We start from the raw sequence: 22,944 nt of genomic DNA, 5'->3' as shown, positions 1-22,944 counted from the left end.
CGGGCCGGGCCTGGCCTTCAACCCGCCGATCGGGTCCGGCAATGGGTGCGGATCAAGGTGGTGCCGATCTCCAGTTGCCGCTGGTTGGCGTAGGCCTCCCGCTCCAGGGCCTTTTCCCAGTCGGAGGCCCCGGAGTAGAGGGGATCGTCGAGATGCAGCCGCAGCTCCGGCGGGACCTCCTGACCCAGGCCAAGGGTTCTGGGGACAGCGCGCAGGCCGCCGGCCGCGCAGCTCTGGGCCACGTGGATCGCCTCGTGGTTGAGCACCTGGGCGAAGTCCACCGTTCCCTTGGCCACCACCGCGGGCTTGATCCGCAGGGTACGGGCGGCGTGATCCCATTCCCCTGCGGCCCCCGTCTTCCTTGGCTCCACCAGTTCCACCTGCACCCCCACCTGGTCCAGAACGTTGAGCAGTTCGGCGATGGCCCGGTGTTTCTCGCCGTGGTCCGGTGGGGAGTCGATCAGGGCCTCCAGTTCAGGTACCGAGAGTTCAGGTTCACCGGCCCGCCGGCGGTAGAGAAAGCGAGTGCCGCCCCCTGCCAGGGGCTCGGCGGTGGGAATCCACTGCCGGTCGGCCTCCTGAAGGTTCGCCAGCAGCCCGCCCTCCAGCAGGGCCATCGGCCGCAGGCGTGGATCGGGGGCCGGCTCGAAACGCTCCAACAGGCGGGTGGTGACATCCGGGGCCTGCTCGGGCAGGCTCCCCGCCTGCTCCAGCAAGCCGGGGAAGGCGGCCCCCCCCAGCACCAGCGCCGCCACCCCGAGGGCCAGGGTCCAGGCGCGGCCGTGGCGGGGCTTCGGCTCCAGCAGGTCGCCGCAGCGTCCGCAGCGGGGGATCCCCGTGAAGGGATACTCCAGCCTCAGGGGTCGACTGCGGCAGGTGGGACAGCGGAAGCGGGCCATCGCGGGGCGAACCGTCACCCCAGCATGAACGCAAACGGGTTGCCAAGATCAGCATCGGTTTGATCCCGCCTTTCGATGCCCCTCCACGCCCTCGTGCGCCAGCTGCAGGCCGCCACCCTCACCGCTGAGGTGAGGGCGCGCTGCGAGCGGCCCGAGCGGCTGCGGCTGAGTGGGGCGGGGCGGGCGGCCAGGGCCCTGGTGGCCAGCGCTCTGGCGGGCAGCAGCGAGGCCCCCCTCCTGGTGATCGTGCCCACCCTGGAGGAGGCGGGACGCTGGGCCTCCCTGCTGGAGCTGATGGGCTGGCCGCTGTGCCAGCTCTATCCCACCAGCGAGGGTTCCCCCTATGAGCCCTTCGATCCCACCAGCGAGATCACCTGGGGCCAGCTGCAGGTGCTCGCCGAACTGGTGGGCGACGGGGATGGCGCCCCAACCGCCAGCGGCGGCCGCTTCGCCGTGGTGGCCACCGAGCGCGCCCTCCAGCCCCACCTGCCGCCGCCGCCTTTGCTGGCGGCCCGTTGCCTCACCCTGCGCCGCGGCGACCGGCTGGATCTGGAGCAGCTGGCCCACACCCTGGCGGGCCTCGGCTACGAGAAGGTGCCGACGATCGAGCAGGAGGGCACCTGGAGCCGCCGCGGCGACATCGTCGATGTCTTCCCGGTCAGCGCCGAGCTGCCGGTGCGGCTGGAGCTCTTCGGTGAAGACCTCGAGAAGCTGCGGGAGTTCGACCCCGCCACCCAGCGCTCCCTCGATGTGATCGAGCGGGTGCGCCTCACCCCCACCAGCTACGCCCCCCTGATCGCCGAGGCCCTGCGGGAGCAGATGCCCGAGGGCCTGGAGCGGCTGCTGGAGCCCGCTGCCCTCGACCAGTTGCTGGAGGGCGGCACGCCGGAGGGGATGCGGCGGCTGATGGGCCTGGCCTGGGACAGGCCGGCGACCCTGCTCGACTACCTGCCCGCCGGCACGTTGGTGGCGATCGATGAGCGGCGCCAGTGCCTGGCCCACGGCCAGCAGTGGTACGACCATGCCGCCGAGCACCACGGCGAGGTGGTGAAAGCCACAGTCAGCGGCGACGGCGGTGGCGACGGCACCCCCCTGCCCCTGCCCGCCCGCCTGCACCGGCCGATTGCGGCGGCCCTGGCGGCGGTGGAAGCCTTCCCGGGCTTCGATCTGGCGGAGCTGCACGAGAGCGACCGCCACCCGAACGACCTCGACCTTTCCAGCCGGCCGCTGCCGGCCCATCCCAACCAGTTCGGCCGCCTGGCGGAGCAGATCAAGGGGCACCTGCGCGACAAGGCCCGGCTCTGGATCGTTTCGGCCCAGCCGTCACGGGCCGTGGCCCTGCTGGAGGAGCACGACTGCGTCACCCGCTTCGTGCCCAACGCCCGTGACTTCCCGGCCATCGAGCGGCTGGTGGAGCAGGCCACCCCGGTGGCCCTCAAGCTGCGCGGCACCGCCGAACTGGAGGGGTTCCAGCTGCCGGCCTGGAAGCTGGTGCTGTACACCGACCGGGAGATCTTCGGCCAGCACAGCCTGGCGGCCGGGGGCTACGTGCGCCGGCGCCGCAAGGCCGCCAGCCGCACGGTGGATCCCAACAAGATGCTGCCCGGCGATTTCGTGGTGCACCGCAACCACGGCATCGGCCGGTTCCTGAAACTGGAGAAGCTGGCCATCGGCGGCGAGGCCCGCGACTACCTGGTGGTGCAGTACGCCGACGGGCTGCTGCGGGTGGCCGCCGACCAGCTGGGCAGTCTCGGCCGCTACCGGGCCAGCAGCGACAGCCCGCCGGAACTCAACCGCATGGGCGGCACGGCCTGGACCAAGGCCAAGGAGCGGGCCCGCAAGGCGGTGGCCAAGGTGGCGATGGACCTGGTCAAGCTCTATGCCGAGCGCCACCAGGCACCGGGCTTCGCCTTCCCCCCCGATGGTCCCTGGCAGAGCGAACTGGAGGATTCCTTCCCCTACGACCCCACCCCCGACCAGCTCAAGGCAATCGTGGACGTCAAGCGCGACATGGAGCGGGACCAGCCGATGGACCGGCTGGTGTGCGGCGATGTGGGCTTCGGCAAGACGGAGGTGGCGATCCGGGCCATCTTCAAGGCGGTCACCGCAGGCAAGCAGTGCGCCCTGCTGGCCCCCACCACCGTGCTGGCCCAGCAGCACTGGCGCACCCTCAGCGAGCGCTTTGCCCCCTACCCGCTCAAGGTGGCCCTGCTCAACCGTTTCCGCACCGCTGGAGAGCGCAAGACGATCCTCGAGAGCCTGGCCAGCGGCGCCACCGACGTGGTGGTGGGCACCCACCAGCTGCTGGGCAAGGGCACGGGCTTCCGCCAGCTCGGTCTGCTGGTGGTGGACGAGGAGCAGCGCTTCGGTGTGAACCAGAAGGAGAAGATCAAGGCGCTGCGAAAGGACGTGGACGTGCTGACGCTTTCCGCTACCCCGATCCCGCGCACGCTGTACATGAGCCTGTCGGGGGTGCGGGAGATGAGCCTGATCACCACGCCGCCACCGCTGCGACGCCCGATCAAGACCCACCTGGCCAGCCTCGATGAGGAGGCGGTGCGCAGCGCCATCCGCCAGGAGCTCGACCGCGGCGGCCAGGTGTTCTACGTGGTGCCGCGGGTGGAGGGCATCGAGGAGGTGGCGGGTCAGCTGCGGGCGATGCTGCCGGGGCTGCGGCTGCAGGTGGCCCACGGCCAGATGCCGGAGGGGGAGCTGGAGAGTGCCATGGTGGCCTTCAACGCCGGCGAGGCCGACGTGATGCTCTGCACCACGATCATCGAGAGCGGCCTGGATATCCCCCGGGTGAACACGATCCTGGTGGAGGACGCCCACAAGTTCGGCCTGGCCCAGCTGTACCAGCTGCGGGGCCGGGTGGGCCGCAGCGGCATCCAGGCCCACGCCTGGTTGTTCTATCCGGGCGATGCCTCACTCAGTGATGCCGCCCGCCAGCGGCTGCGGGCGATCCAGGAATTCGCCCAGCTGGGTTCCGGCTACCAGCTGGCCATGCGCGACATGGAGATCCGCGGCGTGGGCAACCTGCTGGGCGTGGAGCAGAGCGGCCAGATGGAGGCGATCGGCTTCGACCTCTACATGGAGATGCTGCAGGACTGCCTGGCCGAGATCCAGGGCCAGGACATCCCGGCGGTGGACGAGACCCAGATCGACCTGCCGGTGACGGCCTTCATCCCGGCCGATTGGATCACCGAGGCCGATGAGAAGATGGCCGCCTACCGGGCCGCCGCGGAATGTGGCGGCAAGGCGGCCCTGGTGGAGCTGGCCGCTGGCTGGACCGATCGATATGGCCCGATTCCGGCCCCGGTGCAGAGCCTGCTGCAGCTGATGGAACTGAAGCTGCTGGCGCGCCGCTGCGGCTTCTCGCGCATCAAGCCGGAGAAGCCCAACATCGCCCTGGAAACGCCGATGGAGGAACCCGCCTTCCGCCGCCTGCGCCAGGCCCTGCCCCAGCACCTGCACGGCCGGCTGGTGTATCAGGGCGGCGCCGGCAGCACCGCCAAAGTGCTCGCCCGGGGCCTGGGGGCCCTCGCCCCCGCCCAGCAGCTGGAGCAGCTGATGGAATGGCTCGCCGCCATGGCCGGCCAGATCCCCGAGGCCGACGGGCTCACCCCGGAGCAGCGGGCCGAGGAGCAGAGCGCGAAGAACGCTGCGGTGCTGGTGGTGTGAGGGGCAACGCTGAGGCTTGGGACCTAGCCCGCTTCTTGCTAGCAGAGGGGCTGCTCCGCTCCACCGATGATCGATCTCGCCAGCTACCGGCCCAAGGGCGATAAGCGGAACACCACCTTCTTCGAGGAGTTCCTGCCCCGCGTCTATGCCCGCCGGGCCAGCTCGGGGCTGGAGCAGGTGGTGGGGCCGATGGCGGCCCTGGTGATCCAGGTGGACCACGGCAACGGCCTGCCCTACCTGGCGGAGCTGGCGCTCACCGGCCCCTACCGCTACCAGGAGTGCTGGATCAACGCCACCCACCGCATTTATCTGCTCAAGGGGGGCGAGGCCTTCCCGCGCCTGATCGTGCTGGAGCCGCTGTTTGACGATTTCGAGGATGAGGTGACGCGCTGGAACGCGATGTATCCCCTCTCGATCGACAAGCCCAACGCCCGCTACATCGGCGAGATCTTCCAGGTGTCCTGCTGCCACGACCTGCGCGCCATCCTCGAACCCCAGAACATCCGCTTCGCCTATCCGGGCGAGACAGTCAATCCCTTCTACGCCTCCAAGCATCTCTGCTTCACGTTTCTTTCTGACTACACCTACAACCGGGTTGGGTATGTGGACCGGCCCCTCGATGGCCTGGCAGCCCTGGATCTGGGCGATCAGGTGCTGCTCGATGACGACGCTCTGGCGCCCCTGACAGACGCCGCCCGCCGCCACCGGGAGCACGGTCTGGAGGGCAAGATCCTGGGCATCGATCACCTGGCCACCAGGGTGCTGGCCGGTGAGCGGGAGGATGCCATCCTCGAGTACCTGACGATGGTGCCCTACTACTACTGGGGCTCCTATGACATCGCCGAGATGAACTCCTCCACCAACGTCACCCGCCACCCCTCGGTGGGCGATGACAAGCTCTCCCCCGCCCGGGTCTTCACCGCCAACAACACCCCCTCCTATCTCAATTCCCTGTCCAACCTGCCCATGCCCACCGAGGATTACGTTCGCAATTTCGGGCGGCGCATGCATCACATCGCCTACGAGGTGGTCGATGGCGAGAGCAACGGGGAAAAGAACGTTGACGTGGTGGTGCGCACCCTGCGTGAGCTGGGCATCCCCTTCCTCGCCGACATGGTGGGGGAATGCGGCGACCAGCCCAACCTGCGTCAGATTTTCTCGCGCAGCTCCCCCTACTCCCTACTGATCACCGAGTACGTGGAGCGTTGCCTGGGCTACGACGGTTTCTTCACCCGCGAGAACGTGGCTGCGCTCACCGAGGCCGCGGGCCATGCGGAGCGCTACGAGCACGGCCACGTCTTCGACTGAACCGCCCACGGGAATGAGAAGGAACGTTAAGATGGCGACATCTTTCGTTACGTGGCCCCATGGGTGAGCTGATCGAGGTCGTGGGTCCCACCCAGAACCCCCTGCTGCTGCCGGCCTTCCTGGGGGTCCTCGGCCTCGGTTTCTTCGCCCTGTTCCAGTCCGATGCCGGCAACAACGACGACGACGACTCTTCCCCCGGCGGCGGGCTGATGCAGCCCGTCGCCTGAAAGCTGGAGTTCAGGCCCCGCCGCCGCTGGCCTGCGACCGTTTCCAGGCCGCCGGCATCAGCACCAGAAACAGCAACCACCAGGCGCCGATCACCACGGCGACCCCGGTGGTGATCCACCAGAGGTGCAGCACCATCCAGCTCACCCCGATCATGATCAGCCCCGTGAGCAGGATGCTCCAGGGCTGACACCACCAAGGCTTGAGGTCCCAGACCGAGCCGGGCGTGGTGCCCGGCCCGTGTGGATCAGGGTTTGGCAAGGGCCGCCGGCAGGTTGGCACTGCCGGGCTGGAAAGCCTTCTGCAGCACGGCGCTGGCCTGCAGCTGCTTGCGCAGGGTGGATTCGGCCGCCCGGTACTGGCTGTCGCGGTTGGTGCCGATGTCTTCCAGTTTGAGGCGCTGCACCTCCAGCTCGGTCATTTTCACCGGCACGTCCGGATTGATGCCGTGCTTGTGGATGTCCCGGTTGCGGGGTGTGAGGTATTTGGCGATGGTCACCGTCATGCCGGATCCATCGGAGAGGCCGCGCACCGACTGCACCAGCCCCTTGCCGAAGGTCTTCTGACCAACCAGCACGGCGCGGTTGTTGTCCTGCAGGGCGCCGGAGAGGATCTCGCTGGCGCTCGCCGAACCCTCGTTGACGAGTACCACCATCGGCTTGGTGGTCAGGGCCTGGCCAGTGGCCCGTTTGACGTCCTGGATGCCGTCGCGGGTCTTGGTGGAAACGATGATGCCTTCGTTGATCCACTGGCGGGCGATCTCGACGCTCGCCACCAGCAGCCCGCCGGGGTTGCTGCGCAGGTCGAGCACGTAGCCCTGCACCCCCTGGGCCTCCAGGTCCCGCACGGCCGCCCGCATGTCCTTGGTGGCGGTGGCGCTGAACTGCTTCAGGCGGATGTAGCCGATCTTGGTGCCGTCGGGGGCGGTGTTGACCTGGTGGTTGACGGCGTGGATCTCGATCAGCTCCCGGGTGAGGGGGGTGTCGAGGTTCTGGCCCTTGCGGCGCAGCACCAGATTCACGGTGGTGCCGGCCTTGCCGCGGATCAGCTTCACCGCGTCCTCGGTGCTCATCCCCTTGGTGCTCTTGCCGTCGATCGAGACGATCACGTCCTTGGGCTGCACACCGGCCCGCGAGGCCGGTGAGCCCTCGATCGGCGAGATCACCACCAGTTCCTTGGTTTCCTTATCGACGCTCAACTGGATGCCCACCCCGGAGAGCTCGCCGGAGGTGTCGATCTGCATCTCCTTGAATTCCCGCGGATCCAGGAAGCGGGTGTAGGGATCGTCGAGGGTGCCGAGCATGCCGCGGATGCCCTCGTAGGCATCCTTGGGTGTGCTGTAGCTCTTGGACAGGACGCTGCGGCGCAGCTTGCGCCACTGTTCAGGTGTGTACTTGCCTGTGGTGTCCAGGTAGTCGCGGAACACGATCTGCCAGGCCTGGTCCATCACCTCCTTGGGGCTGTCGCTGATCGACACGGTTCCCGTGGGGGCCAGCACCATTTCCCGGGCCATCACCGCGGTGGCGGCGCAGGCACCGAGACCAACCAGCACCACGACGGTGGCGCGAGCTCTTCCCATGCTGGGGATCCTCAAGGAGGCTGAAAGGTCTTTCCAACGTAGCGCCGCTGCCGGGGATGGGCCCCCTGTTCAGGGGTCGACCCAGCGACCGTCCTCCTTGATCAGGGCGATCAGCGCCTCCACCCCTTCGGCTTCCGGCACCCGGCGGATTTCCTCCCGCCCGCGGTAAAGGGAGATGGTGCCGGGTGTTTTGCCCACGTAGCCATAGTCGGCATCGGCCATCTCGCCGGGCCCATTGACGATGCAGCCCATCACGGCGATGTCGAGCCCTGTCAGGTGGGCGGTGGCGTTGCGCACGGTGTGCAGCACGTCCTCCAGGTTGAACAGGGTGCGGCCGCAGCTGGGGCAGGCCACGTACTCCACCATCGTCTTGCGCAGACCCATGGCCTGCAGGATCGAATAGCAGACAGGGATCTCCTTCTCCGGTGCCTCGGTGAGCGACACCCGGATCGTGTCCCCGAGGCCCTCGGCCAGCAGGGTGGCGATGCCCGCGGTGCTCTTGATGCGGCCGTAGTCGCCGTCGCCCGCCTCGGTGACCCCCAGATGCAGGGGGTAGTGGAAGCCCTCGGCGTCCATGCGGAACGCCATCATCCGGTAGGCCGCCAGCATCACCGGGGCCCGGGAAGCCTTCATCGACACGACGATGTTGTGGAAGTCGAGCCGGTCGCAGATGCGGATGAATTCCATGGCGCTCTCCACCATCCCCAGGGGTGTGTCGCCATAGGTGAACAGCATCCGCTCAGCCAGGGAGCCGTGGTTGACGCCGATGCGCAGGGCCTTGTCCTGCTCCTTGAGCAGGCTCACCAGCGGTTCGAGGGTGGTCTGGATGCGCTCGCCGATGGCCGCCACCTCTTCGGCCGTGAACTCCGTGCGGTTGGGATCGGGCTTGTCGAACACGTACAGGCCGGGGTTGATCCTCACCTTGTCGACGTGCTGGGCCACCTCCAGGGCAATCTTCATGCCGTTGTGGTGCACGTCCGCTACCAGGGGCACGGGCTGGTAGCTGTCCTCCAGCCGCTGGCGGATCTCCTTCACCGCCTTGGCGTGGGCCAGGCTCGGCACGGTGAGGCGCACGATCTCGCAGCCCGCCTCGTGCAAGCGGCGGATGCCGGCGGTGGCCCCCTCCACATCCAGGGTGTCCTCATTGATCATCGACTGCACCACCACGGGGTGCTCGCTGCCCACCCAGATCGCGCCGACCCGGACGCTGCGGGTGCGGCGGCGGCGGATCACCGTCTCGAAGCGGGGATCACTGGCCCAGTCGGCCGGAAGGGGGGAAGTCCCCGGAGCGGTGGTGGTCAGTGTGGCCAGGCTGCCGGTCATCTCGCGTGGGCCGGTGATGGCCAAAGCCTGTCACAAAGTGGGTGGCGGCGGCTGGTCCTGCTCCAGCCGCCGCTGCACCTCCTTGAGGTCCTGCCAGGTGAGCCATTTGGGAGAGCCCTGCTCCCGCGAGGGATTGCGCAACAGATAGGAGGGGTGGAACACCGGCATCACCCAGCGGCCCTGCCAGGGGTGCCACTGGCCGCGGAGGCGGGAGATGCCTCCCTTGATGCCGAGCACCCCTTCCAGGGCCGTGGCACCGGTGAGCAACACCACGGCGGGATCCACAGCGGCGATCTGAACGGCCAGCCAGGGGGCGCAGGCTGCCATCTCCTGGGCCGTCGGTTTGCGGTTGTCGGGGGGGCGGCACTTCACCACGTTGCAGACGTAGGCGTCCCGCTCGCTGTCCAGTCCCACACTGGCCAGCATCTGGTCGAGCAACTGGCCGGCCCGCCCCACGAACGGTCGGCCGCTGGCGTCCTCCTGGGCACCGGGCCCTTCGCCGATCACCATCAGCCGTGCCGCCGGATCGCCCCGGCTGATCACCACCTGCTGGCGGCCCGCGGCCAGCCCGCAGCGGCTGCAGTCCTGGCAGCTCCGCTGCAGCCCTTCGAGGCTGGGCGTCGCCCCTGCCGCGAGGGTGTCACCCAGGAGGGACGGTTGCAGGGGAGACGGTTGCAGGGGAGCGGGGGCCATCGCGCCATTCTTGGCCATGGCCGCGGGGCGTAGGGCAAGATGGCCGGATTGCCGAATCGCGCCCTCCAGACGCCGCACACTGCCATGCCGGCCCCGTTGTCGCTCTCCGCCCGGGCGCAGGCGTTGCAGCCATCGCTCACCCTCGCCATCACCGCCAAGGCCCGTGAGTTGCGCACAGGCGGCAAGGACATCTGCAGCCTCAGCGCCGGTGAGCCCGATTTCGACACCCCCGCCTTCATCCGCCAGGCGGCGGCCGAGGCGCTCGAGACCGGCCACACGCGCTATGGACCGGTGGCCGGCGAACCCCAGCTGCGCCAGGCCATCGCCGCCAAACTGAGCCAGGAGAACGCTGTTCCCACCCAGGCCGATCAGGTGCTGGTGACCAACGGCGGCAAGCAGGCCCTCTACAACCTGTTCCAGGTTCTGCTCAATCCCGGCGACGAGGTGCTGCTGCCAGCGCCTTACTGGCTGAGCTACCCGGAAATGGCCCAGCTGGCCGGCGCCAGCGTCCGCTGCCTCATCACTGACGCCAGCGGCGGCTTCCGCTTCAGCCCCGAGCAACTGGAGGCGGCGATCACACCCTTCAGCCGGCTGCTGGTGCTCAACAGCCCCTCCAATCCCACCGGCATGGTGCTCAGCCGCGCCGAACTGGAGGCGATCGCCGCCGTGCTGCGCCGCCATCCCGGCCTGGCGGTGGTGTGTGACGAGATCTACGAGATGCTGCTCTCGCCGGGCCATAGGCACCACAGCCTGGCGGCAGTGGCCCCCGATCTGGCCGAGCGGATCTTCATCGTCAACGGCTTCGCCAAGGGCTGGGCCATGACCGGCTGGCGGATCGGCTGGCTGGCGGGGGCCCGCCACGTGGTGGCCGCCGCCAGCGCCCTGCAGAGCCAGAGCACCAGCAACGTCTGCACCTTTGCCCAGTACGGCGCCCTGGCGGCGATCAGCGGCTCGCGGGATTGCGTCCGGGAGATGGCGGCCGAGTTCAGCCGACGGCGTGCCCGGCTCAGTGATGGCCTGATGGCGATCCAGGGTCTGAAGCTGCTGCCCCCTGAGGGGGCCTTCTATGCCTTCCCGGACGTGAGCGCCTGGGGCCTCGACTCGATGACCCTCTGCGGCCGGTTGCTGGAGGAGGTGGGCCTGGCGGTGGTGCCCGGTGCCGCCTTTGGCGACGACCGCTGCATCCGCCTGTCCTGTGCCGCCTCCCCTGCCACGATCGATGATGGTCTGGAGCGGCTGCGGCGCTTCGGCGCGAGCCTCTGAGCCCCCCGCCGGTGCTGGACCCTCTCCCACGGACGGCCGCCCCGATGCCGGTGCCGAAGAAGCTGGTGGTGCTCGGCGACAGCGGGGTCTACGGCTGGGGCGATCCGGAGCAGGGTGGCTGGTGCGAGCGCCTGCGCCGCCATTGGATGGATCTGCCCCAGGGGCCCGTGCTCTACGGCCTCGGGGTGCGTGGCGATGGCCTGGAGCGGCTGGCCGCCCGCGCCGAGGCGGAGGTGGGCCACCGGGGCGAGCTGCGCCGCCAGCGCCCCCAGGGGATCCTGCTGTCGATCGGCCTCAACGACACCGCCCGGGTGGGACGGCCCGACGGCCGTTTCCAGCTGGCGCCGGAGGCCTTCCTGTTCGGCCTGCAGCAGTTGCTGCCCAGGCTGCAGGCCATCGCTCCGGTGTTCGTGCTCGGCCTCACGCCGGTGGACGAAGCCGTGATGCCCTTCGCCGGGATGCTCTGGTACGACCTGGCCAGCGTGCGGCTCTACGAGGGCCTGCTGGAGGAAGCCTGCATGGAGGCGGATGTGCCGTTCCTGCCCCTGCTTGATGGCCTGCTGGCCGACCCTCTCTGGCTGCATGGGTTGTGCAGCGATGGCCTGCACCTCAATAGCGACGGCCACGGCCAGCTTTACCGGCGCCTGCGCGCCTGGGGCGCCCTGTTGCAATGGGCCGAGCTGGCCCCCCACAGCAGCGTGACGGCGGCGCACTGACCCCTGCTTCAGGCTCGCTGCGACCGGCACGCTGCACCCCACGGCGCTGCACCCAGTCGGCCCCGACGGCATCACCCGATCGGAGGAAGCGAACTCCCCCCCTCCGGTGAACCTCCGCAGGCGGATGGCCGCGACTCTGAAGAAACGGACCCTGCTGGATGCATCACCATGGATCGCCCTCCGCCACCCCCTCCTCCGGCCCCTGTGCTGCTGGCGAGCCGCCGGGCGCCGCAGCCGGACCTCTGCGCGGGCTGCCGCGACATCCCCGAGGCGATCGTGGATCGCCGCAGCCGCAACCGCCGCCGGCTCAAGGCCTTCGCGGAGGCCACCGATCCGCTCAGCCGGCTGCGCTGGCGCAACTTGGTGGTGGAAGACAACCTGCCGCTGGTGTTCAGCATTGCCGGACGCCAGGGCGTCGACACCGGCCTGGCCTTCGAGGATCTGGCCCAGGTGGGCAGCCTCGGCCTGATCCGGGCGGTCGAGGCCTTCGATCCCGATCGCAACGTCAGCCTCAGCAGCTTCGCCGTCCCATACATCCAGGGGGCGATCCGGAGGGAGCGGCGGGATCGCCAGCCCATGGTGCGCCCGCCCCGCCCCCTGTGGGATCTGCACCAGCAGGTGCTCAGCCTTCAGGAAACCCGCCGTCGCAAGGGGCTGGAGCCCTTGCCCACCGCCGCCCTTGCTGATCGGCTGGCGTGTGATCCGGCCCGGCTCGAGGAGGCCCTGCAGGTGCGCAGCGCCGGCAGGGTCCGCAGCCTGGATGCCCCTTTCCGCCAGGACGGCGGCGACAGCGACGCGGCCGGCTGCCTGCTGGATCTGCTGGCGTCCCCCGCCGCCATCGGCGGGGACGAGGAGCTGGCGATCGCGAACGAGGCCCAACGCGCCGAGCGCCAGTGGTTGCGCCAGCAGCTGGCGGATCTCGATCCCCGGGAGCGGCAGCTGCTCGTGGGCCGGATCGATGTGGGCTGCACCTGGGTGGAGCTGGGCCGGCAGCTCGGCATGCCCGCCCGCCAGGCCCAGCGCCGCTGCGATGCTGTTCTCGATCGCCTGCGGCGCGCCGCCCTCGCCTGGCGCCAGCAGGCCCTCAGCCCGACCCAGGGGCCGGAAGCCACTGCACCAGGCCCATGGCCAGCAGGGCCGCCAGCAGCGTCTGCAGCCCGTTGACCACCTCGTTGCTGAGCCAGTCCCAGCGCTGCTGAAGGCTGGCACCGACGACGCTTTCGGCCAGGGTGGCCACCAGCCCCACGCCGCTCACCAGCAGCGCCGTGGGCCAGCCCCCGATCAGCCCCAACGCCAGCATCCCCACGGTCATCAGGCCGCTGCCCACCAGGCTGGCGGCGGTGCCCTCGAGGCTGATGGCCCCCTCGGTGCCGGGCGGCACCGGACGCAGGCTGGTGATCAGTACCGTGTGGCGGCCCCAGCGTTTACCGATCTCGCTGCCGAAGGTGTCAGCGAGCTTGGCGGAGAAGCTGGCGGCAAAACCAGCCAGCAGCAGGGGTACCGCGGCCGCCGGCGCCCGGCAGGCCAGCAGGGCCAGCACAGTTCCCACCAGGGCTGAGCCCCAGACGTTCTCCGGCCCTCGCCGGCCATCGCGGGCCTCCGCCAGCCCCAGCTCCCGCTTACGGCGGAAGCCCAGCTTGGTCACCAGGCTGCCCAGGGCCAGGTAGGCCACCACCGCCAGCCAACCGCGCCAGCCCAGGCTTCCCAACAGCAGGGTGCCGAGCACCCCGGCATGGACCCAGCCGGCCCGCGTCAGCAGGGGCAGCCGCTGGGCGAGCGCGATCAACAGGCCATTGATCGCCAGGGCCGCCAGCCAGTGCGAGGGGTCCTGGGGCGGTAGCAACTCCATGACAACGGCCCGACTGTGTTGCACAGATCTAAGCGAGCCGCTCGCTGATGCCGGCTTCGGCGGATAATCGCTGCATCCAGTGGTGCTCCGAATGGTCTTCAAACGACCCAAGTTCTTCCTTGATCTGGGTGGCGGCGAAGGCAACGACCCCCCGGCGCTGGTGGCCCCTCCCAAGGCGGCGCCCAAGCCCGAAGCGAAGCTGGCCCCCCAGGCGGCTGAGGCCCAGCCCACCGCGCCAGCTGAGGCAGAAGCCTCCCTTCCCCCCGTCTCCGGCCTCACCACCGCCGAGGCGATCGCCGCCGAACTGGCCGCCGCCGAGGCGCTCCGCCCCGCCCCGTCGCTGGCCACCTTCGCCCCCGACTGCGTCACCGCGGGGGGGGCCACCCCGATGAAGCGCCGCACGCCCGGGGCCAATCTGGGCGTCTTCAAGGAGATGGCGGCCGGCATGATGCGCTCCTGAGCGCCCGCCAGTCGGCCAGCAGGGCCAGGCCAGCCACCGCAGCCGTGGCCGTGCGCAGGATCGATCTCCCCAGGCTGACGGGGTGCCAGCCGGCCGCTTCGGCCTGCTCCTCTTCTTCCGGGCTCCACCCCCCCTCAGGCCCGATCGCCAGCCGGATCCCGGCGGGGAGGGCGCTGTCGCTGGCCCCCTCGGCCAGGTGCCGCAACCTCTGGCTGCACAGCGGCAGAGCGTCCCGGCGGGTGGTGGCCAGCAGGGCGATGCCGGAGGCCGGCCGCGCCAGCCAGGCCCCGGCCTCGCAGGGGGAGTTCAGCTGGGGATGCCACAGGCGTTCGCACTGCTCCGTGGCCTCCCGCACGATCCCCCGCCAGCGCTCCAGCGGACAGCGCTCACCGGGGGCGCCTCGTTCGGCCAGCAGGGGCTGGAGCCGGTCGGCGCCCAGTTCCGTGGCCATGCGCCAGACCAGATCCGCCTCCCGTCTGGGGATGGCCATGGCCAGCTCCAGCAGCGGCATGATCGGCGCCTGCCGATGCAGGGGCGCCTCCGGCGGCTGCTCCAGCCGCAGCCGCCGTTCCGGTTCGAGCACCGCCGTCCACAGCTGGCCGACACCATCCACCAGCGCCAGCCGGTCGCCGGGCCGAAAGCGCAGCACCCGCTCCAGGTAGTGGCCTTCCTGGGGCTCCAGAGCCAGCCAGGCCGGCTCCTGGCCCCCGGCCGTCAGGGCGGCGATCCGCTCCGGAGCGATCAGCAGTCGGCGCAACTCCCGTCCCATCAGTCCCCGAAGAACGGGCTCTCGGGCTCCTCCTCGATCGGCCAGTCCTCGTTCAGGCCGCCGATCACCAGCTCGGTGATTTCCAGCACGTCATTGTCGAGCTGGCGCAGGGCGTTGATGAGCACATCAAGGGCCAGGGCATCGCTGGTGCCCAGGTCGACCCAGCAGCGCGCCCAGTCGTCCTGGTATTCCATCGGCCCCATGTTGTGCATCAGGGCCGGCAGGCAGCGCTCCGCCGCCTCGGTGTCATAGGCGAGCCAGCCGAGATCCACGCCCCCTTCATGGGTCTGCAGGTTTTCGGCGTTGAAGGCGCCCAGCTTGCCCAGAAAGAACCAGCTGTCGAGGGCCGTTTCCACGTAGCCGCGCTCGGCGCCACCCGGCTGGTCCGCGAAGTGCAGCCAGATCCAGCAGTTGAACGGATCCACTTCGCGAAATCGGACATCCATGGGGAAAAGGGGCGAACGGCGCGCATGTCCCCCCATCCAACACGCTCCACCGCCGCAGCGCCGGACGGCATGCTGGTGCCATGCTCGATGTCCTCGGTCTGCGGTACCACCCCGCCACGGCGCCGTCGCCGGTGCTGGCCGACGTCTCCCTGCAGTTGACGGTGGGAACTCCGGCCCTGGTGGCCGGCCGCAGCGGCAGTGGCAAGACCACCCTGCTGGAGGTGATCTGCGGTCTGGCCGAAGCCGATGCCGGTCGCTTCCTCTGGCAGGGCGAAGAACTCAGCAGTCGTCAGCGTCGCTGGCTGTGCGGCCTGGTGTTCCAGTTCCCGGAACGCCATTTCCTCGGCCTGACGGTGGGTCAGGAACTGAAGCTTGGCCAGCGCCGTCTCACCGCCGAGAAGGCCGAGGCCGTCCTGGAGCAGGTGGGGCTCGGCAGCCTTTCCCTGCAGCAGGCGCCGGAGCGCCTCAGCGGTGGCCAGCAGCGCCGCCTGGCCCTGGCGGTTCAGTTGGTGCGCGATGCCCGGGTGCTGCTGCTGGATGAGCCCACCGCCGGCCTGGACTGGACGGTGCGGGAGGAGGTGCTGCAGCTGATCGCCGACCTCGCCAAGGAACGGGCCCTGCTCGTGGTCACCCACGAACCGGAACTGTTCCGGGGGGTGGTCGAGCGGGGTTGGCGTCTGGAGCAGGGAAGCCTCAGGCCCCTGGAGGCGCTCCATTCCGGCTCCTTACGATGACCACCGGATTGCAGGGGAAAGGCTTGATGGGGGATCGCATGCTGAGGGCCACCGGTGCCGGCGGCGGTATCCGGATGGTGGCGGTCACCACCACCTCGGCCATCCGCCAGGCCAGCCACCGCCATGGCCTCTCCTTCCTCACCACAGCCCTGCTGGGGCGGGCGATGACCGCGGGCCTGCTGCTGGCCAGCTCGATGAAGGTGGCCCATGGCCGGGTCAACCTGCGCATTCAGTCCGATGGCCCCCTGCGGGGCCTGATGGTGGATGCAGGGCGGGATGGCACCGTGCGCGGCTACGTGGGCCGGCCTGAGCTGGAGCTGGACCTGCTGACGGATGCGGCCGGCGGCCACCAGTTCGACTTCCGCCGGGCCACCGGCACCGGTTACCTGCACGTGGTGCGGGACCGGGGCCAGGGGGAACCCTTCAGCAGCACCGTCGAGCTGGTGAGCGGCGGCATCGGTGAGGACGTGGCCTCCTACCTGCTCCACTCCGAGCAGACCCCCTCGGCCCTGTTCGTGGGCGAGACGATCGACAGCAGCGGCGTGCGCTGTGCCGGGGGTGTGCTGGTGCAGGTGCTGCCGAAGGCGGCGCGGGAACCGGCCCTGGTGGCCCTGCTGGAGGAGCGCTGCCGCGAGATCACCGGCTTCAGCGAGCGGCTTGCCGACAATGCCCACCAGCTCCATGCCCTGTTCGAGGACATCTTCCCGGACCTCGATCCCCAGCCCCTCGGGGCGGACTCGATCGAGCAGTCCGTCCAGTTCCACTGCCCCTGCAGCCGCCACCGCAGCGTCAGCGCTCTCAAGCTCCTGGGGCGCGACGAACTCACCGACATGCTCCATGAGGATGGCCAGGCGGAGCTGACCTGCCACTTCTGCAATGCGGTGTATCGGGTGGAGGCCCCTGAGTTGCAGGAGCTGATCAACGAGCTGGCCCCTTTGGTCTGAGCACTGCTGCGGACTGAGCCGCTCAGGGCGGATTCAGGCGATCAGCAGGGCACCGAGCAGCAGCAGCAGGATGGCAGGGATGCTCTGCAGTTGCAGGGTGGTCGCCGGTAGGGACTGGCTGATGGCGGCTCCGAGACCGCCCGCCAGCAGGCCGCCCAGCACCAGACCCAGGCAGAGCAGGGCAAAGGACCAGCCCACCGCAGCCAGGAACCGCCCGTTGCGTCGCTGCAGGTTGAGCAGGGTGACCCCTGTGGCCAGGGCCGTCAACAGTTCGGGGGCGGCTCCGGGCATCAGCACGAGCAGCAGCAGCAGCACGCCATCGGCTGCCAAGGGGAACCACAGTTCCCGGCCCGTGGCCAGTTGCAGCTGGGGCAGGGAGAAACTCGGTCGGGGGATCCGGGAGGGGGGCAGCTGGGGCAGGCTGGGCAGGGCGGAGAGGGCCGGCCGGCTCGGGGGCGGTGAGGCCTGCTCCCGCTGGGAGGCGGAACGGGCGGCGCTGCTGACCCGGCCCTGCTGGCGTTCCTTCAACCGGTCCATCAGCACCGCGTCGTAGGCGGCTTCGATGCGGGAGCGGACCAGGGGATCGTCGCCGGCCTCGTCGAGCCGTGCCAGCTTGGCCTCCTGGACGGTGTCGAAGGAGGCATCGGGAGCGACGCCGAGCCGCTCGTACGGATCGGAAGCGTCAGGGGCCGGCTTGGCCTGGTCGGATCCTTGGTTCATACCACCGAGCGTATCGAGCCGAGGCTAGAAAAGCGGTTCACTGCGGTGATATCCCGCTTCCTGTTGCAGTCGGCGCGTGCAGGCTTCAGCCTCTTCGATCGCCAGGGAACGGCGCCGCTTCAGCAAGGGCATCTGGGGCGGCAGGTGGCTGCCTTCCCGCATCTCCACGGCCCCTTGGGAGGGCTGGAAACTGACGTAATCGCTGCCCCCGTCGCTGCGGGGACGCACCAGCCAGAGCGGGGGTGGCGTCACGGATCGAGGCATCGCTGTGACCGTGCGTGGCGGCGTGACGAATTGTTGCTTCATTCTGCCCCCTCCGATCGTCTGGCGCGAGGGAGGGTTTCCTCCCGTGGCGGCCGGCGGCGGCCCCGGGTCAGAGGGCGATCGGCTCCACGCCACTCACCACCGGTGCCACCCCATGCAGCTCCAGGGCGGGATGGTCCTCCTGCAGCTGGTGCAGGTTCCAGTCGTTGCGGAACAGCAGCACGGGTCGGTCCCAGGCGTCCCGGACCGTCTTGCAGTTGAACAGGCGGCCGACGCTCTCCAGGGCCGGCCAGCCGCCGCTCACCCAGCGGGCGACATTGAACTCCAGAGGTTCCAGTCGGCTGGTGACGCCGTACTCGTTCTCCAGCCGGTACTGCACCACCTCGAGCTGCAACTGGCCCACCGCCGCCAGGATCGGATCCCGCTTGCTGGGGTCGGTGTCATAGAGCACCTGGACGGCGCCCTCCTCGCGCAGCTCATTCACCCCCTTGCGAAAACTCTTGAACGCCGAGGGATTGGGATTGCGCAGCCAGGCGAAGATCTCCGGGCTGAAGCAGGGAATGCCCTCGTACTCCACCCGGGGGCCGGTGTAGAGGGTGTCGCCGATGGCGAACATGCCGGGGTTGTTGAGGCCGATCACATCGCCGGGGTAGGCGTCTTCCACCACCTCCCGGTCCTGGCCGAACAGCTTCTGGGGGCGTGACAGGCGGATGGTGCGCCCGCTGCGGGCGTGGCGAACGTTCATGTCCTTCTCGAAGCGGCCGCTGCAGACCCTCACGAAGGCCACCCGGTCCCGGTGGCGGGGGTCCATGTTGGCCTGCAGCTTGAACACGAAGCCGCTGAACTCCGGCCGCAGCGGATCCACCGGTCCCTGGTCGCTCTCCCGGGCCACTGGGGGCTGGGCCAGCTCCAGGAAGGCATCGAGGAAGGGCCGGACACCGAAATTGGTCATGGCCGAGCCGAAGAACACCGGGCTCAGTTCGCCGGCGTGCACCCGCGCCAGATCCAGTTCCGCCCCGGCGCCCTCCACCAGCTCCAGTTCTTCCACGGCCAGATCCAGCAGCTCCGCCTCCACCCGCTCGCTGCGGCCTGGATCGCCAGGGACCAGGCGCCGCTCCAGGCTCTGCCGCCCCCGTTCGGCCCGCTCGAACAGCAGCAGATCCTGGGAGCGCCGGTCGATCACGCCGCGGAAGCGGTCGCCGCTGCCGATCGGCCAGTTCACCGGCCAGCAGGCCAGCCCGAGCTCCTGCTCGATTTCATCGACCAGCTCCAGCGGGTCCCGGCCCGGCCGGTCCATCTTGTTGATGAAGGTGAAGATCGGGATCCGCCGCATCCGGCAGACTTCGAACAGCTTGCGGGTCTGCGGTTCGAGGCCCTTGGCCGCGTCCACCAGCATCACGGCGTTGTCGGCGGCAGCCAGGGTCCGGTAGGTGTCTTCGGAGAAGTCCTGGTGGCCGGGGGTGTCGAGCAGGTTGATCGTGCTGCCGGCGTAGTCGAACTGGAGCACGGTGGAGGTGATCGAGATGCCCCGCTGCTTCTCCAGCTCCATCCAGTCGGAGGTCACCTTGCGCTGCTCTCCCTTGGCCTTCACCGCCCCGGCCTGCTGGATGGCCCCCCCGTAGAGCAGCAGCTTCTCGGTGAGGGTGGTCTTGCCCGCATCGGGGTGGGAAATGATGGCGAAATTGCGTCGCCGGCTCACCGCTGCCGCCAGTGCCGCGGCGTCGTAATCAGGAGCTGGGGCAGGGGAGGAGCTGGTGACCATCAGGCCAGCCTGCCAGGCAGGCTGGGTCCCTGGATCTCCAGATAGCGGTCGTCCAGCTCCCGGACCTGCAGCCCTTCGAGTCCGACGTTCTCAAGTTGGGCCAGCACCTCGGCGCGGGTGAACGCCGCCCGCAGCGAATGGCCGTAGTCCCGCCGCAGCACTTCCGGCGCCGAGCCGGCATGGCGGTGCACCAGGTCCTCCAGCTCGCGATCGCTGGCGGGCCGCCGCAGATCCCTCACATACAGGTGGGTGCTCGGTCCTGAGAGCTGCCGCACGCTCCGCCAGAACACGCCCGGGTCATGCAGATGGTGCAGCAGGCTGTTGCTGACCACAGCACTGAAGGGTCCCGCCAGCTGCCGGCCTGGCAGGCGCTGCTGGCGGAAGCGCAGGTGTCGCCAGGCGGTGGGATCGGCGCGCCGCCGCCGCTCGGCGATGGCCAGCATCGCAGCGGAGCCATCGAGGCCCAGCACGCTGGCCTTGGGCCAGCGCTCGGCCAGCAGGAACGTGATGTTGCCGGGCCCGCAGCCCAGATCCACGAAGCTGAGCCTCTCCCCGTCCCCCGTCCCCAGGGAGCCGAGAAGGTCGTCGATCCGGCCCAGCACCGCCCGGTCGCCGCTGGAGAAGTCAGCCGCGGCGTAGGCCTCCGCCTGCTGGACGTCCTCCATCAGCTCCGGCTCGCAGATCCGCTCCATGGCGCCAACCTCCCTATCCGCCTGATCGCTGTTCTACCCAGCTGCGGCCCCACCAGCGGTCAGAGGCACCGTGGCTGGTGCCATGGTGCCGTTGCAGACCCCACGGGTGGCGTTATGGTTTCCAGCACGCACTGGCCATACCCACCGTGACCCTGTCCGCCGCCCGTCCAGCCACCCCCGCCACGGCGGCGACGTCATCGGCAAGCGACGACACCCTCACGCCGGTGGTCGATTTCCCGCTCACCGCCCCGGCGGCCTATCCGGTCTTCTATCGCACCTACAGCCGCAAGACCCCAAGCGGCGGCAGGGAGAGCTGGCATGAGGTGGCTGAGCGCAACCTCGAGGGCCTGCGGGTGCTGGGTTCCCTGGCTCCCGAGGAGGTGGAGCTGATCCGGCGCATGCAGCGCCACCAGATGGCGCTCCCCTCCGGACGCTGGCTCTGGATCGGCGGCACCGAGTGGATCGAGCAAGCCGAGAACTTTTCCGGTGCCTACAACTGCACCTCCACCAACCTGGTGGACTGGGAAGCCTTCGCCCTGATGATGGACCTGGCGATGATGGGCTGTGGCACCGGCGCCATCATCGAGCCCCATCTGATCAGCCGACTGCCGAAGGTCCGCAACACCCTCGTCATCGATGGGGTCTCCGACATCGGCGTGACGCCGATCGGCTCCCGCCAGCAGCAGACCACCCACACGATCGAAGGTCAGCAGGTCAGCGTCCGAGTGGGTGACACCCGTGCCGGCTGGGTGGAGAGCTACCGGCTGCTGCTCAACCTCTGCAGCGATGAGCGTTTCGACGGCCCCGTCCACGTGACGGTGGATCTCTCCGATGTGCGGCCCGTGGGCGAAACCCTCAAGGGCTTCGGCGGCATGGCCAATCCCGTCAAGTTGAGGGACCTCTATGGCCGCGTCGCCCAGATCCTCAACAAGGCCCGGGGCCGCCAGCTCACCTCGGTGGAGTGCTGCCTGCTGATCGATGAGGCGGCGGTGACGATCGTGGCCGGCAACATCCGCCGCAGCGCCGGCATGCGCCAGTTCTGCGCCGATGACGATTCCGCTCTCGGTGCCAAGGAGAACCTTTGGCAGCAGGACGACCAGGGCAACTGGCGCATTGATCCCGAGCGCGATGCCCTGCGCATGGCCAACCACACCCGGGTGTTTCACGTTCGCCCCAGCCGCGAGGTGGTGCTGGAAGCGGTCAACAAGCAGTTCCAGTCGGGGGAGGGCGCCATCCAGTTCGCCCCCGAGGCGATCGCCCGCTCCAATGCCGACCTGCTCACCACCCCCCAGCTGCGCACCGAGTTCATCGGCATCTACTGCGACCAGGGCAAGGAGGAGGCCGGCCGCTGGCTGCAGCTGCATCATCCGCAGATCAGCGACGCAGAGCTCGAGCACCGGCTCAGCCGCTACGGACTCAACCCCTGCGGTGAGATCCTCGGCGCCGATTTCCACTGCAACCTGGCCGAGATCCACCTCAACCGGATCGACCCGGCCGACCACCAGGCCCAGGCCGACGCCTTCAAGGCCGGTGGTCTGGCGGTGGCCTGCCTGCTGAACCACCGCTTCGAGGTTGAGCGCTACCGCCAGAGCCGGGCCTGGGATCCGATCGTGGGTGTCAGCTTCACCGGCCTGTTCGATTTCTTCGTCCATGCCTTCGGCACCCCCTGGTTGCAGTGGTGGGAAGCCGGCCGGCCCGACTCCGAGGAGGGTCGTGCCTTCCGGGCCGAGGAAGCGGCCTACCTGTCGCGCTGGAAGCAGTGTGTCCATGACGCGGTTTGGGACTACTGCGATCGGCACGGCATGCGCCGTCCCAACCGCTGCACCACCGTCCAACCGGCGGGCACCAAGAGCCTGCTCACCGGCGCCAGCCCCGGCTGGCATCCCCCCAAGGCCCAGCGCTTCATCCGCCGCATCACCTTCCGCAAGAACGATCCGGTGGCCCTGGCCTGCATGGACTATGGCTACGCGATCGTTCCCTCCCAGTCGGACAAGGACGAGCAGGGCCGCCTGCTGAATGACCCCTTCGACCCGCGCTGCACCGAGTGGTTGGTGGAGATCCCCACCGAGGTGAGCTGGGCCAACCTGCCTGGCGCTGATCAGGTGGAGATCAACAACTTCTCGGCCCTGGCCCAGTTCGATTTCTACATGCAGGTGCAACGTCATTTCACCACCCACAACACCTCGGCCACGGTGGAGTTCCGCGAGCATGAAATCGAGGCTTTGGCCGCCGCGATTCACCAGGCCATTGAGCAGGGTGAGGGATACATTTCCGCCGCCCTGCTGGCCCGCTTCGATGCCAATGCCACCTTCCCCAGATTGCCGTTCGAGCCGATCGACCAAGCCACCTATCACCGCATGGTCCTTGAGGTGGAGCAGCGCCGCCAGTGTGGGGATTTCTTCCTGGCCCTCCAGAAGTATGACGGGGGTGAGCTGATTGAGGCCGGCCCCGCTGGCTGCGATTCCGACAAGTGCCTGCTGCCGCTGGCCAAACCCGACAGCTGAGCGTCAGACCAAGGGGTTGAATGCAACCGGCCGCAATGAAAACAATCCTAAAGCACGCTCGAGAGCAGAATTGGCACTTGACTGCTTAGGGGTTTTTAGCGAATTGGTGGTTG

At 69.2% G+C, this 22,944-nt stretch carries 22 protein-coding genes; 10 read left to right on the top strand and 12 right to left on the bottom strand.

Features of this window, described 5'->3' with window-relative positions; translation table 11 throughout:
* Positions 1-17 precede the first annotated feature (17 nt).
* The gene (locus KUG43_RS10790; RefSeq protein ID WP_216908856.1) at positions 18-917 is read right to left on the bottom strand and encodes a hypothetical protein; all 900 of its coding nucleotides are present in this window, start codon (positions 915-917) and stop codon (positions 18-20) included.
* Positions 918-974: 57 nt separating this feature from the next.
* Between KUG43_RS10790 and mfd the strand changes: the two genes are divergently transcribed.
* The 3 genes from mfd to KUG43_RS10775 all read left to right on the top strand — a co-directional run bounded on the left by mfd (position 975) and on the right by KUG43_RS10775 (position 6,115).
* On the top strand, positions 975-4,580 hold the full coding sequence (gene mfd, locus KUG43_RS10785; RefSeq protein ID WP_216908854.1) for a transcription-repair coupling factor: 3,606 nt from the start codon (positions 975-977) through the stop codon (positions 4,578-4,580).
* 66 nt (positions 4,581-4,646) lie between these two features.
* Complete coding sequence (locus tag KUG43_RS10780; RefSeq protein WP_216908852.1) at positions 4,647-5,888, top strand: hypothetical protein; 1,242 nt, start codon at positions 4,647-4,649, stop codon at positions 5,886-5,888.
* Positions 5,889-5,947: 59 nt separating this feature from the next.
* On the top strand, positions 5,948-6,115 hold the full coding sequence (locus KUG43_RS10775) for a hypothetical protein (RefSeq protein WP_216908850.1): 168 nt from the start codon (positions 5,948-5,950) through the stop codon (positions 6,113-6,115).
* A 10-nt stretch (positions 6,116-6,125) separates the two neighbouring features.
* Here the strand turns inward: KUG43_RS10775 and KUG43_RS10770 are convergent, their stop codons facing one another.
* The 4 genes from KUG43_RS10770 to KUG43_RS10755 all read right to left on the bottom strand — a co-directional run bounded on the left by KUG43_RS10770 (position 6,126) and on the right by KUG43_RS10755 (position 9,726).
* Positions 6,126-6,374: a DUF6737 family protein gene (locus KUG43_RS10770; protein WP_216908848.1), complete on the bottom strand. Its 249-nt coding sequence runs from the start codon at positions 6,372-6,374 to the stop codon at positions 6,126-6,128.
* The gene (locus tag KUG43_RS10765) at positions 6,361-7,692 is read right to left on the bottom strand and encodes a S41 family peptidase (protein ID WP_216908846.1); all 1,332 of its coding nucleotides are present in this window, start codon (positions 7,690-7,692) and stop codon (positions 6,361-6,363) included. Before KUG43_RS10765 ends, KUG43_RS10770 begins: the two co-directional genes overlap by 14 nt.
* A gap of 69 nt (positions 7,693-7,761) precedes the next feature.
* Entirely contained in the window at positions 7,762-9,015 is a 1,254-nt protein-coding gene (ispG, locus tag KUG43_RS10760; protein WP_286194629.1) for a (E)-4-hydroxy-3-methylbut-2-enyl-diphosphate synthase, read from the bottom strand.
* Between the two features lie 30 nt (positions 9,016-9,045).
* Entirely contained in the window at positions 9,046-9,726 is a 681-nt protein-coding gene (locus KUG43_RS10755) for a uracil-DNA glycosylase (RefSeq protein WP_216908844.1), read from the bottom strand.
* A gap of 66 nt (positions 9,727-9,792) precedes the next feature.
* Between KUG43_RS10755 and KUG43_RS10750 the strand changes: the two genes are divergently transcribed.
* The 3 genes from KUG43_RS10750 (at position 9,793) to KUG43_RS10740 (ending at position 12,851) form a co-directional block, all read left to right on the top strand.
* A complete protein-coding gene (locus KUG43_RS10750) occupies positions 9,793-10,971 on the top strand; it encodes a pyridoxal phosphate-dependent aminotransferase (RefSeq protein WP_216908842.1) in 1,179 nt (392 codons plus the stop codon).
* A gap of 44 nt (positions 10,972-11,015) precedes the next feature.
* On the top strand, positions 11,016-11,687 hold the full coding sequence (locus tag KUG43_RS10745; protein ID WP_216909081.1) for a GDSL-type esterase/lipase family protein: 672 nt from the start codon (positions 11,016-11,018) through the stop codon (positions 11,685-11,687).
* A gap of 168 nt (positions 11,688-11,855) precedes the next feature.
* Complete coding sequence (locus tag KUG43_RS10740; RefSeq protein WP_216908840.1) at positions 11,856-12,851, top strand: sigma-70 family RNA polymerase sigma factor; 996 nt, start codon at positions 11,856-11,858, stop codon at positions 12,849-12,851.
* On the opposite strand, the gene KUG43_RS10735 is transcribed toward KUG43_RS10740, so the two are convergent.
* On the bottom strand, positions 12,772-13,536 hold the full coding sequence (locus KUG43_RS10735) for a TIGR00297 family protein (protein WP_216908838.1): 765 nt from the start codon (positions 13,534-13,536) through the stop codon (positions 12,772-12,774). The two genes, KUG43_RS10740 and KUG43_RS10735, sit on opposite strands and share 80 nt — an antisense overlap.
* Before the next feature lie 91 nt (positions 13,537-13,627).
* Between KUG43_RS10735 and KUG43_RS10730 the strand changes: the two genes are divergently transcribed.
* On the top strand, positions 13,628-13,996 hold the full coding sequence (locus tag KUG43_RS10730; RefSeq protein WP_216908836.1) for a hypothetical protein: 369 nt from the start codon (positions 13,628-13,630) through the stop codon (positions 13,994-13,996).
* Here KUG43_RS10730 and KUG43_RS10725 read toward each other — a convergent pair.
* On the bottom strand, positions 13,962-14,765 hold the full coding sequence (locus KUG43_RS10725; protein WP_216908834.1) for a 16S rRNA (uracil(1498)-N(3))-methyltransferase: 804 nt from the start codon (positions 14,763-14,765) through the stop codon (positions 13,962-13,964). The genes KUG43_RS10730 and KUG43_RS10725 overlap by 35 nt on opposite strands.
* A complete protein-coding gene (locus tag KUG43_RS10720; RefSeq protein ID WP_216908832.1) occupies positions 14,765-15,211 on the bottom strand; it encodes a DUF3531 family protein in 447 nt (148 codons plus the stop codon). Before KUG43_RS10720 ends, KUG43_RS10725 begins: the two co-directional genes overlap by 1 nt.
* Positions 15,212-15,291: 80 nt before the next feature.
* Between KUG43_RS10720 and KUG43_RS10715 the strand changes: the two genes are divergently transcribed.
* Together KUG43_RS10715 and hslO are read left to right on the top strand one after the other, a co-directional pair.
* Complete coding sequence (locus tag KUG43_RS10715) at positions 15,292-15,945, top strand: ABC transporter ATP-binding protein (RefSeq protein WP_216908830.1); 654 nt, start codon at positions 15,292-15,294, stop codon at positions 15,943-15,945.
* Between the two features lie 26 nt (positions 15,946-15,971).
* The gene (hslO, locus tag KUG43_RS10710) at positions 15,972-16,889 is read left to right on the top strand and encodes an Hsp33 family molecular chaperone HslO (protein WP_216909079.1); all 918 of its coding nucleotides are present in this window, start codon (positions 15,972-15,974) and stop codon (positions 16,887-16,889) included.
* 33 nt (positions 16,890-16,922) lie between these two features.
* Here the strand turns inward: hslO and KUG43_RS10705 are convergent, their stop codons facing one another.
* The 4 genes from KUG43_RS10705 to KUG43_RS10690 form a co-directional block, all read right to left on the bottom strand.
* Positions 16,923-17,609 (bottom strand): CPP1-like family protein, encoded by a 687-nt coding sequence (locus KUG43_RS10705; protein WP_216908828.1) that lies wholly within the window; start codon positions 17,607-17,609, stop codon positions 16,923-16,925.
* Between the two features lie 24 nt (positions 17,610-17,633).
* Complete coding sequence (locus KUG43_RS10700) at positions 17,634-17,873, bottom strand: DUF1651 domain-containing protein (RefSeq protein ID WP_216908826.1); 240 nt, start codon at positions 17,871-17,873, stop codon at positions 17,634-17,636.
* Positions 17,874-17,982: 109 nt separating this feature from the next.
* Complete coding sequence (locus KUG43_RS10695) at positions 17,983-19,635, bottom strand: peptide chain release factor 3 (protein WP_216908824.1); 1,653 nt, start codon at positions 19,633-19,635, stop codon at positions 17,983-17,985.
* Positions 19,635-20,327, bottom strand: coding sequence for a class I SAM-dependent methyltransferase (locus tag KUG43_RS10690; RefSeq protein ID WP_216908822.1), 693 nt, complete (start codon positions 20,325-20,327; stop codon positions 19,635-19,637). Before KUG43_RS10690 ends, KUG43_RS10695 begins: the two co-directional genes overlap by 1 nt.
* 146 nt (positions 20,328-20,473) lie before the next feature.
* Here KUG43_RS10690 and nrdJ point away from each other — a divergent pair, with 146 nt between their 5' ends.
* Positions 20,474-22,831 carry a ribonucleoside-triphosphate reductase, adenosylcobalamin-dependent gene (gene nrdJ / locus KUG43_RS10685; protein WP_216908820.1) on the top strand — a complete coding sequence of 786 codons (2,358 nt, stop codon included), beginning with the start codon at positions 20,474-20,476 and terminating at the stop codon, positions 22,829-22,831.
* The last annotated feature ends 113 nt before the right edge of the window (positions 22,832-22,944 follow it).

Origin of the sequence: Synechococcus sp. CCY 0621 (assembly GCF_019038465.1) — a bacterium.
Classification (GTDB): domain Bacteria; phylum Cyanobacteriota; class Cyanobacteriia; order PCC-6307; family Cyanobiaceae; genus Cyanobium.
This window is presented reverse-complemented; position numbering and strand designations above follow the sequence as displayed.

Excerpts from the sequence above, each read along its gene's own strand:
- mfd (WP_216908854.1), top strand. The coding sequence starts at position 975 with ATGCCCCTCCACGCCCTCGTGCGCCAGCTGCAGGCCGCCACCCTCACC.
- KUG43_RS10780 (WP_216908852.1), top strand. The coding sequence starts at position 4,647 with ATGATCGATCTCGCCAGCTACCGGCCCAAGGGCGATAAGCGGAACACC.
- KUG43_RS10775 (WP_216908850.1), top strand. The coding sequence starts at position 5,948 with ATGGGTGAGCTGATCGAGGTCGTGGGTCCCACCCAGAACCCCCTGCTG.
- KUG43_RS10765 (WP_216908846.1), bottom strand. The coding sequence starts at position 7,692 with ATGGGAAGAGCTCGCGCCACCGTCGTGGTGCTGGTTGGTCTCGGTGCC.
- ispG (WP_286194629.1), bottom strand. The coding sequence starts at position 9,015 with ATGACCGGCAGCCTGGCCACACTGACCACCACCGCTCCGGGGACTTCC.
- KUG43_RS10755 (WP_216908844.1), bottom strand. The coding sequence starts at position 9,726 with ATGGCCAAGAATGGCGCGATGGCCCCCGCTCCCCTGCAACCGTCTCCC.
- KUG43_RS10750 (WP_216908842.1), top strand. The coding sequence starts at position 9,793 with ATGCCGGCCCCGTTGTCGCTCTCCGCCCGGGCGCAGGCGTTGCAGCCA.
- KUG43_RS10745 (WP_216909081.1), top strand. The coding sequence starts at position 11,016 with ATGCCGGTGCCGAAGAAGCTGGTGGTGCTCGGCGACAGCGGGGTCTAC.
- KUG43_RS10740 (WP_216908840.1), top strand. The coding sequence starts at position 11,856 with ATGGATCGCCCTCCGCCACCCCCTCCTCCGGCCCCTGTGCTGCTGGCG.
- KUG43_RS10735 (WP_216908838.1), bottom strand. The coding sequence starts at position 13,536 with ATGGAGTTGCTACCGCCCCAGGACCCCTCGCACTGGCTGGCGGCCCTG.
- KUG43_RS10730 (WP_216908836.1), top strand. The coding sequence starts at position 13,628 with ATGGTCTTCAAACGACCCAAGTTCTTCCTTGATCTGGGTGGCGGCGAA.
- KUG43_RS10725 (WP_216908834.1), bottom strand. The coding sequence starts at position 14,765 with ATGGGACGGGAGTTGCGCCGACTGCTGATCGCTCCGGAGCGGATCGCC.
- KUG43_RS10720 (WP_216908832.1), bottom strand. The coding sequence starts at position 15,211 with ATGGATGTCCGATTTCGCGAAGTGGATCCGTTCAACTGCTGGATCTGG.
- KUG43_RS10715 (WP_216908830.1), top strand. The coding sequence starts at position 15,292 with ATGCTCGATGTCCTCGGTCTGCGGTACCACCCCGCCACGGCGCCGTCG.
- hslO (WP_216909079.1), top strand. The coding sequence starts at position 15,972 with ATGGGGGATCGCATGCTGAGGGCCACCGGTGCCGGCGGCGGTATCCGG.
- KUG43_RS10705 (WP_216908828.1), bottom strand. The coding sequence starts at position 17,609 with ATGAACCAAGGATCCGACCAGGCCAAGCCGGCCCCTGACGCTTCCGAT.
- KUG43_RS10700 (WP_216908826.1), bottom strand. The coding sequence starts at position 17,873 with ATGCCTCGATCCGTGACGCCACCCCCGCTCTGGCTGGTGCGTCCCCGC.
- KUG43_RS10695 (WP_216908824.1), bottom strand. The coding sequence starts at position 19,635 with ATGGTCACCAGCTCCTCCCCTGCCCCAGCTCCTGATTACGACGCCGCG.
- KUG43_RS10690 (WP_216908822.1), bottom strand. The coding sequence starts at position 20,327 with ATGGAGCGGATCTGCGAGCCGGAGCTGATGGAGGACGTCCAGCAGGCG.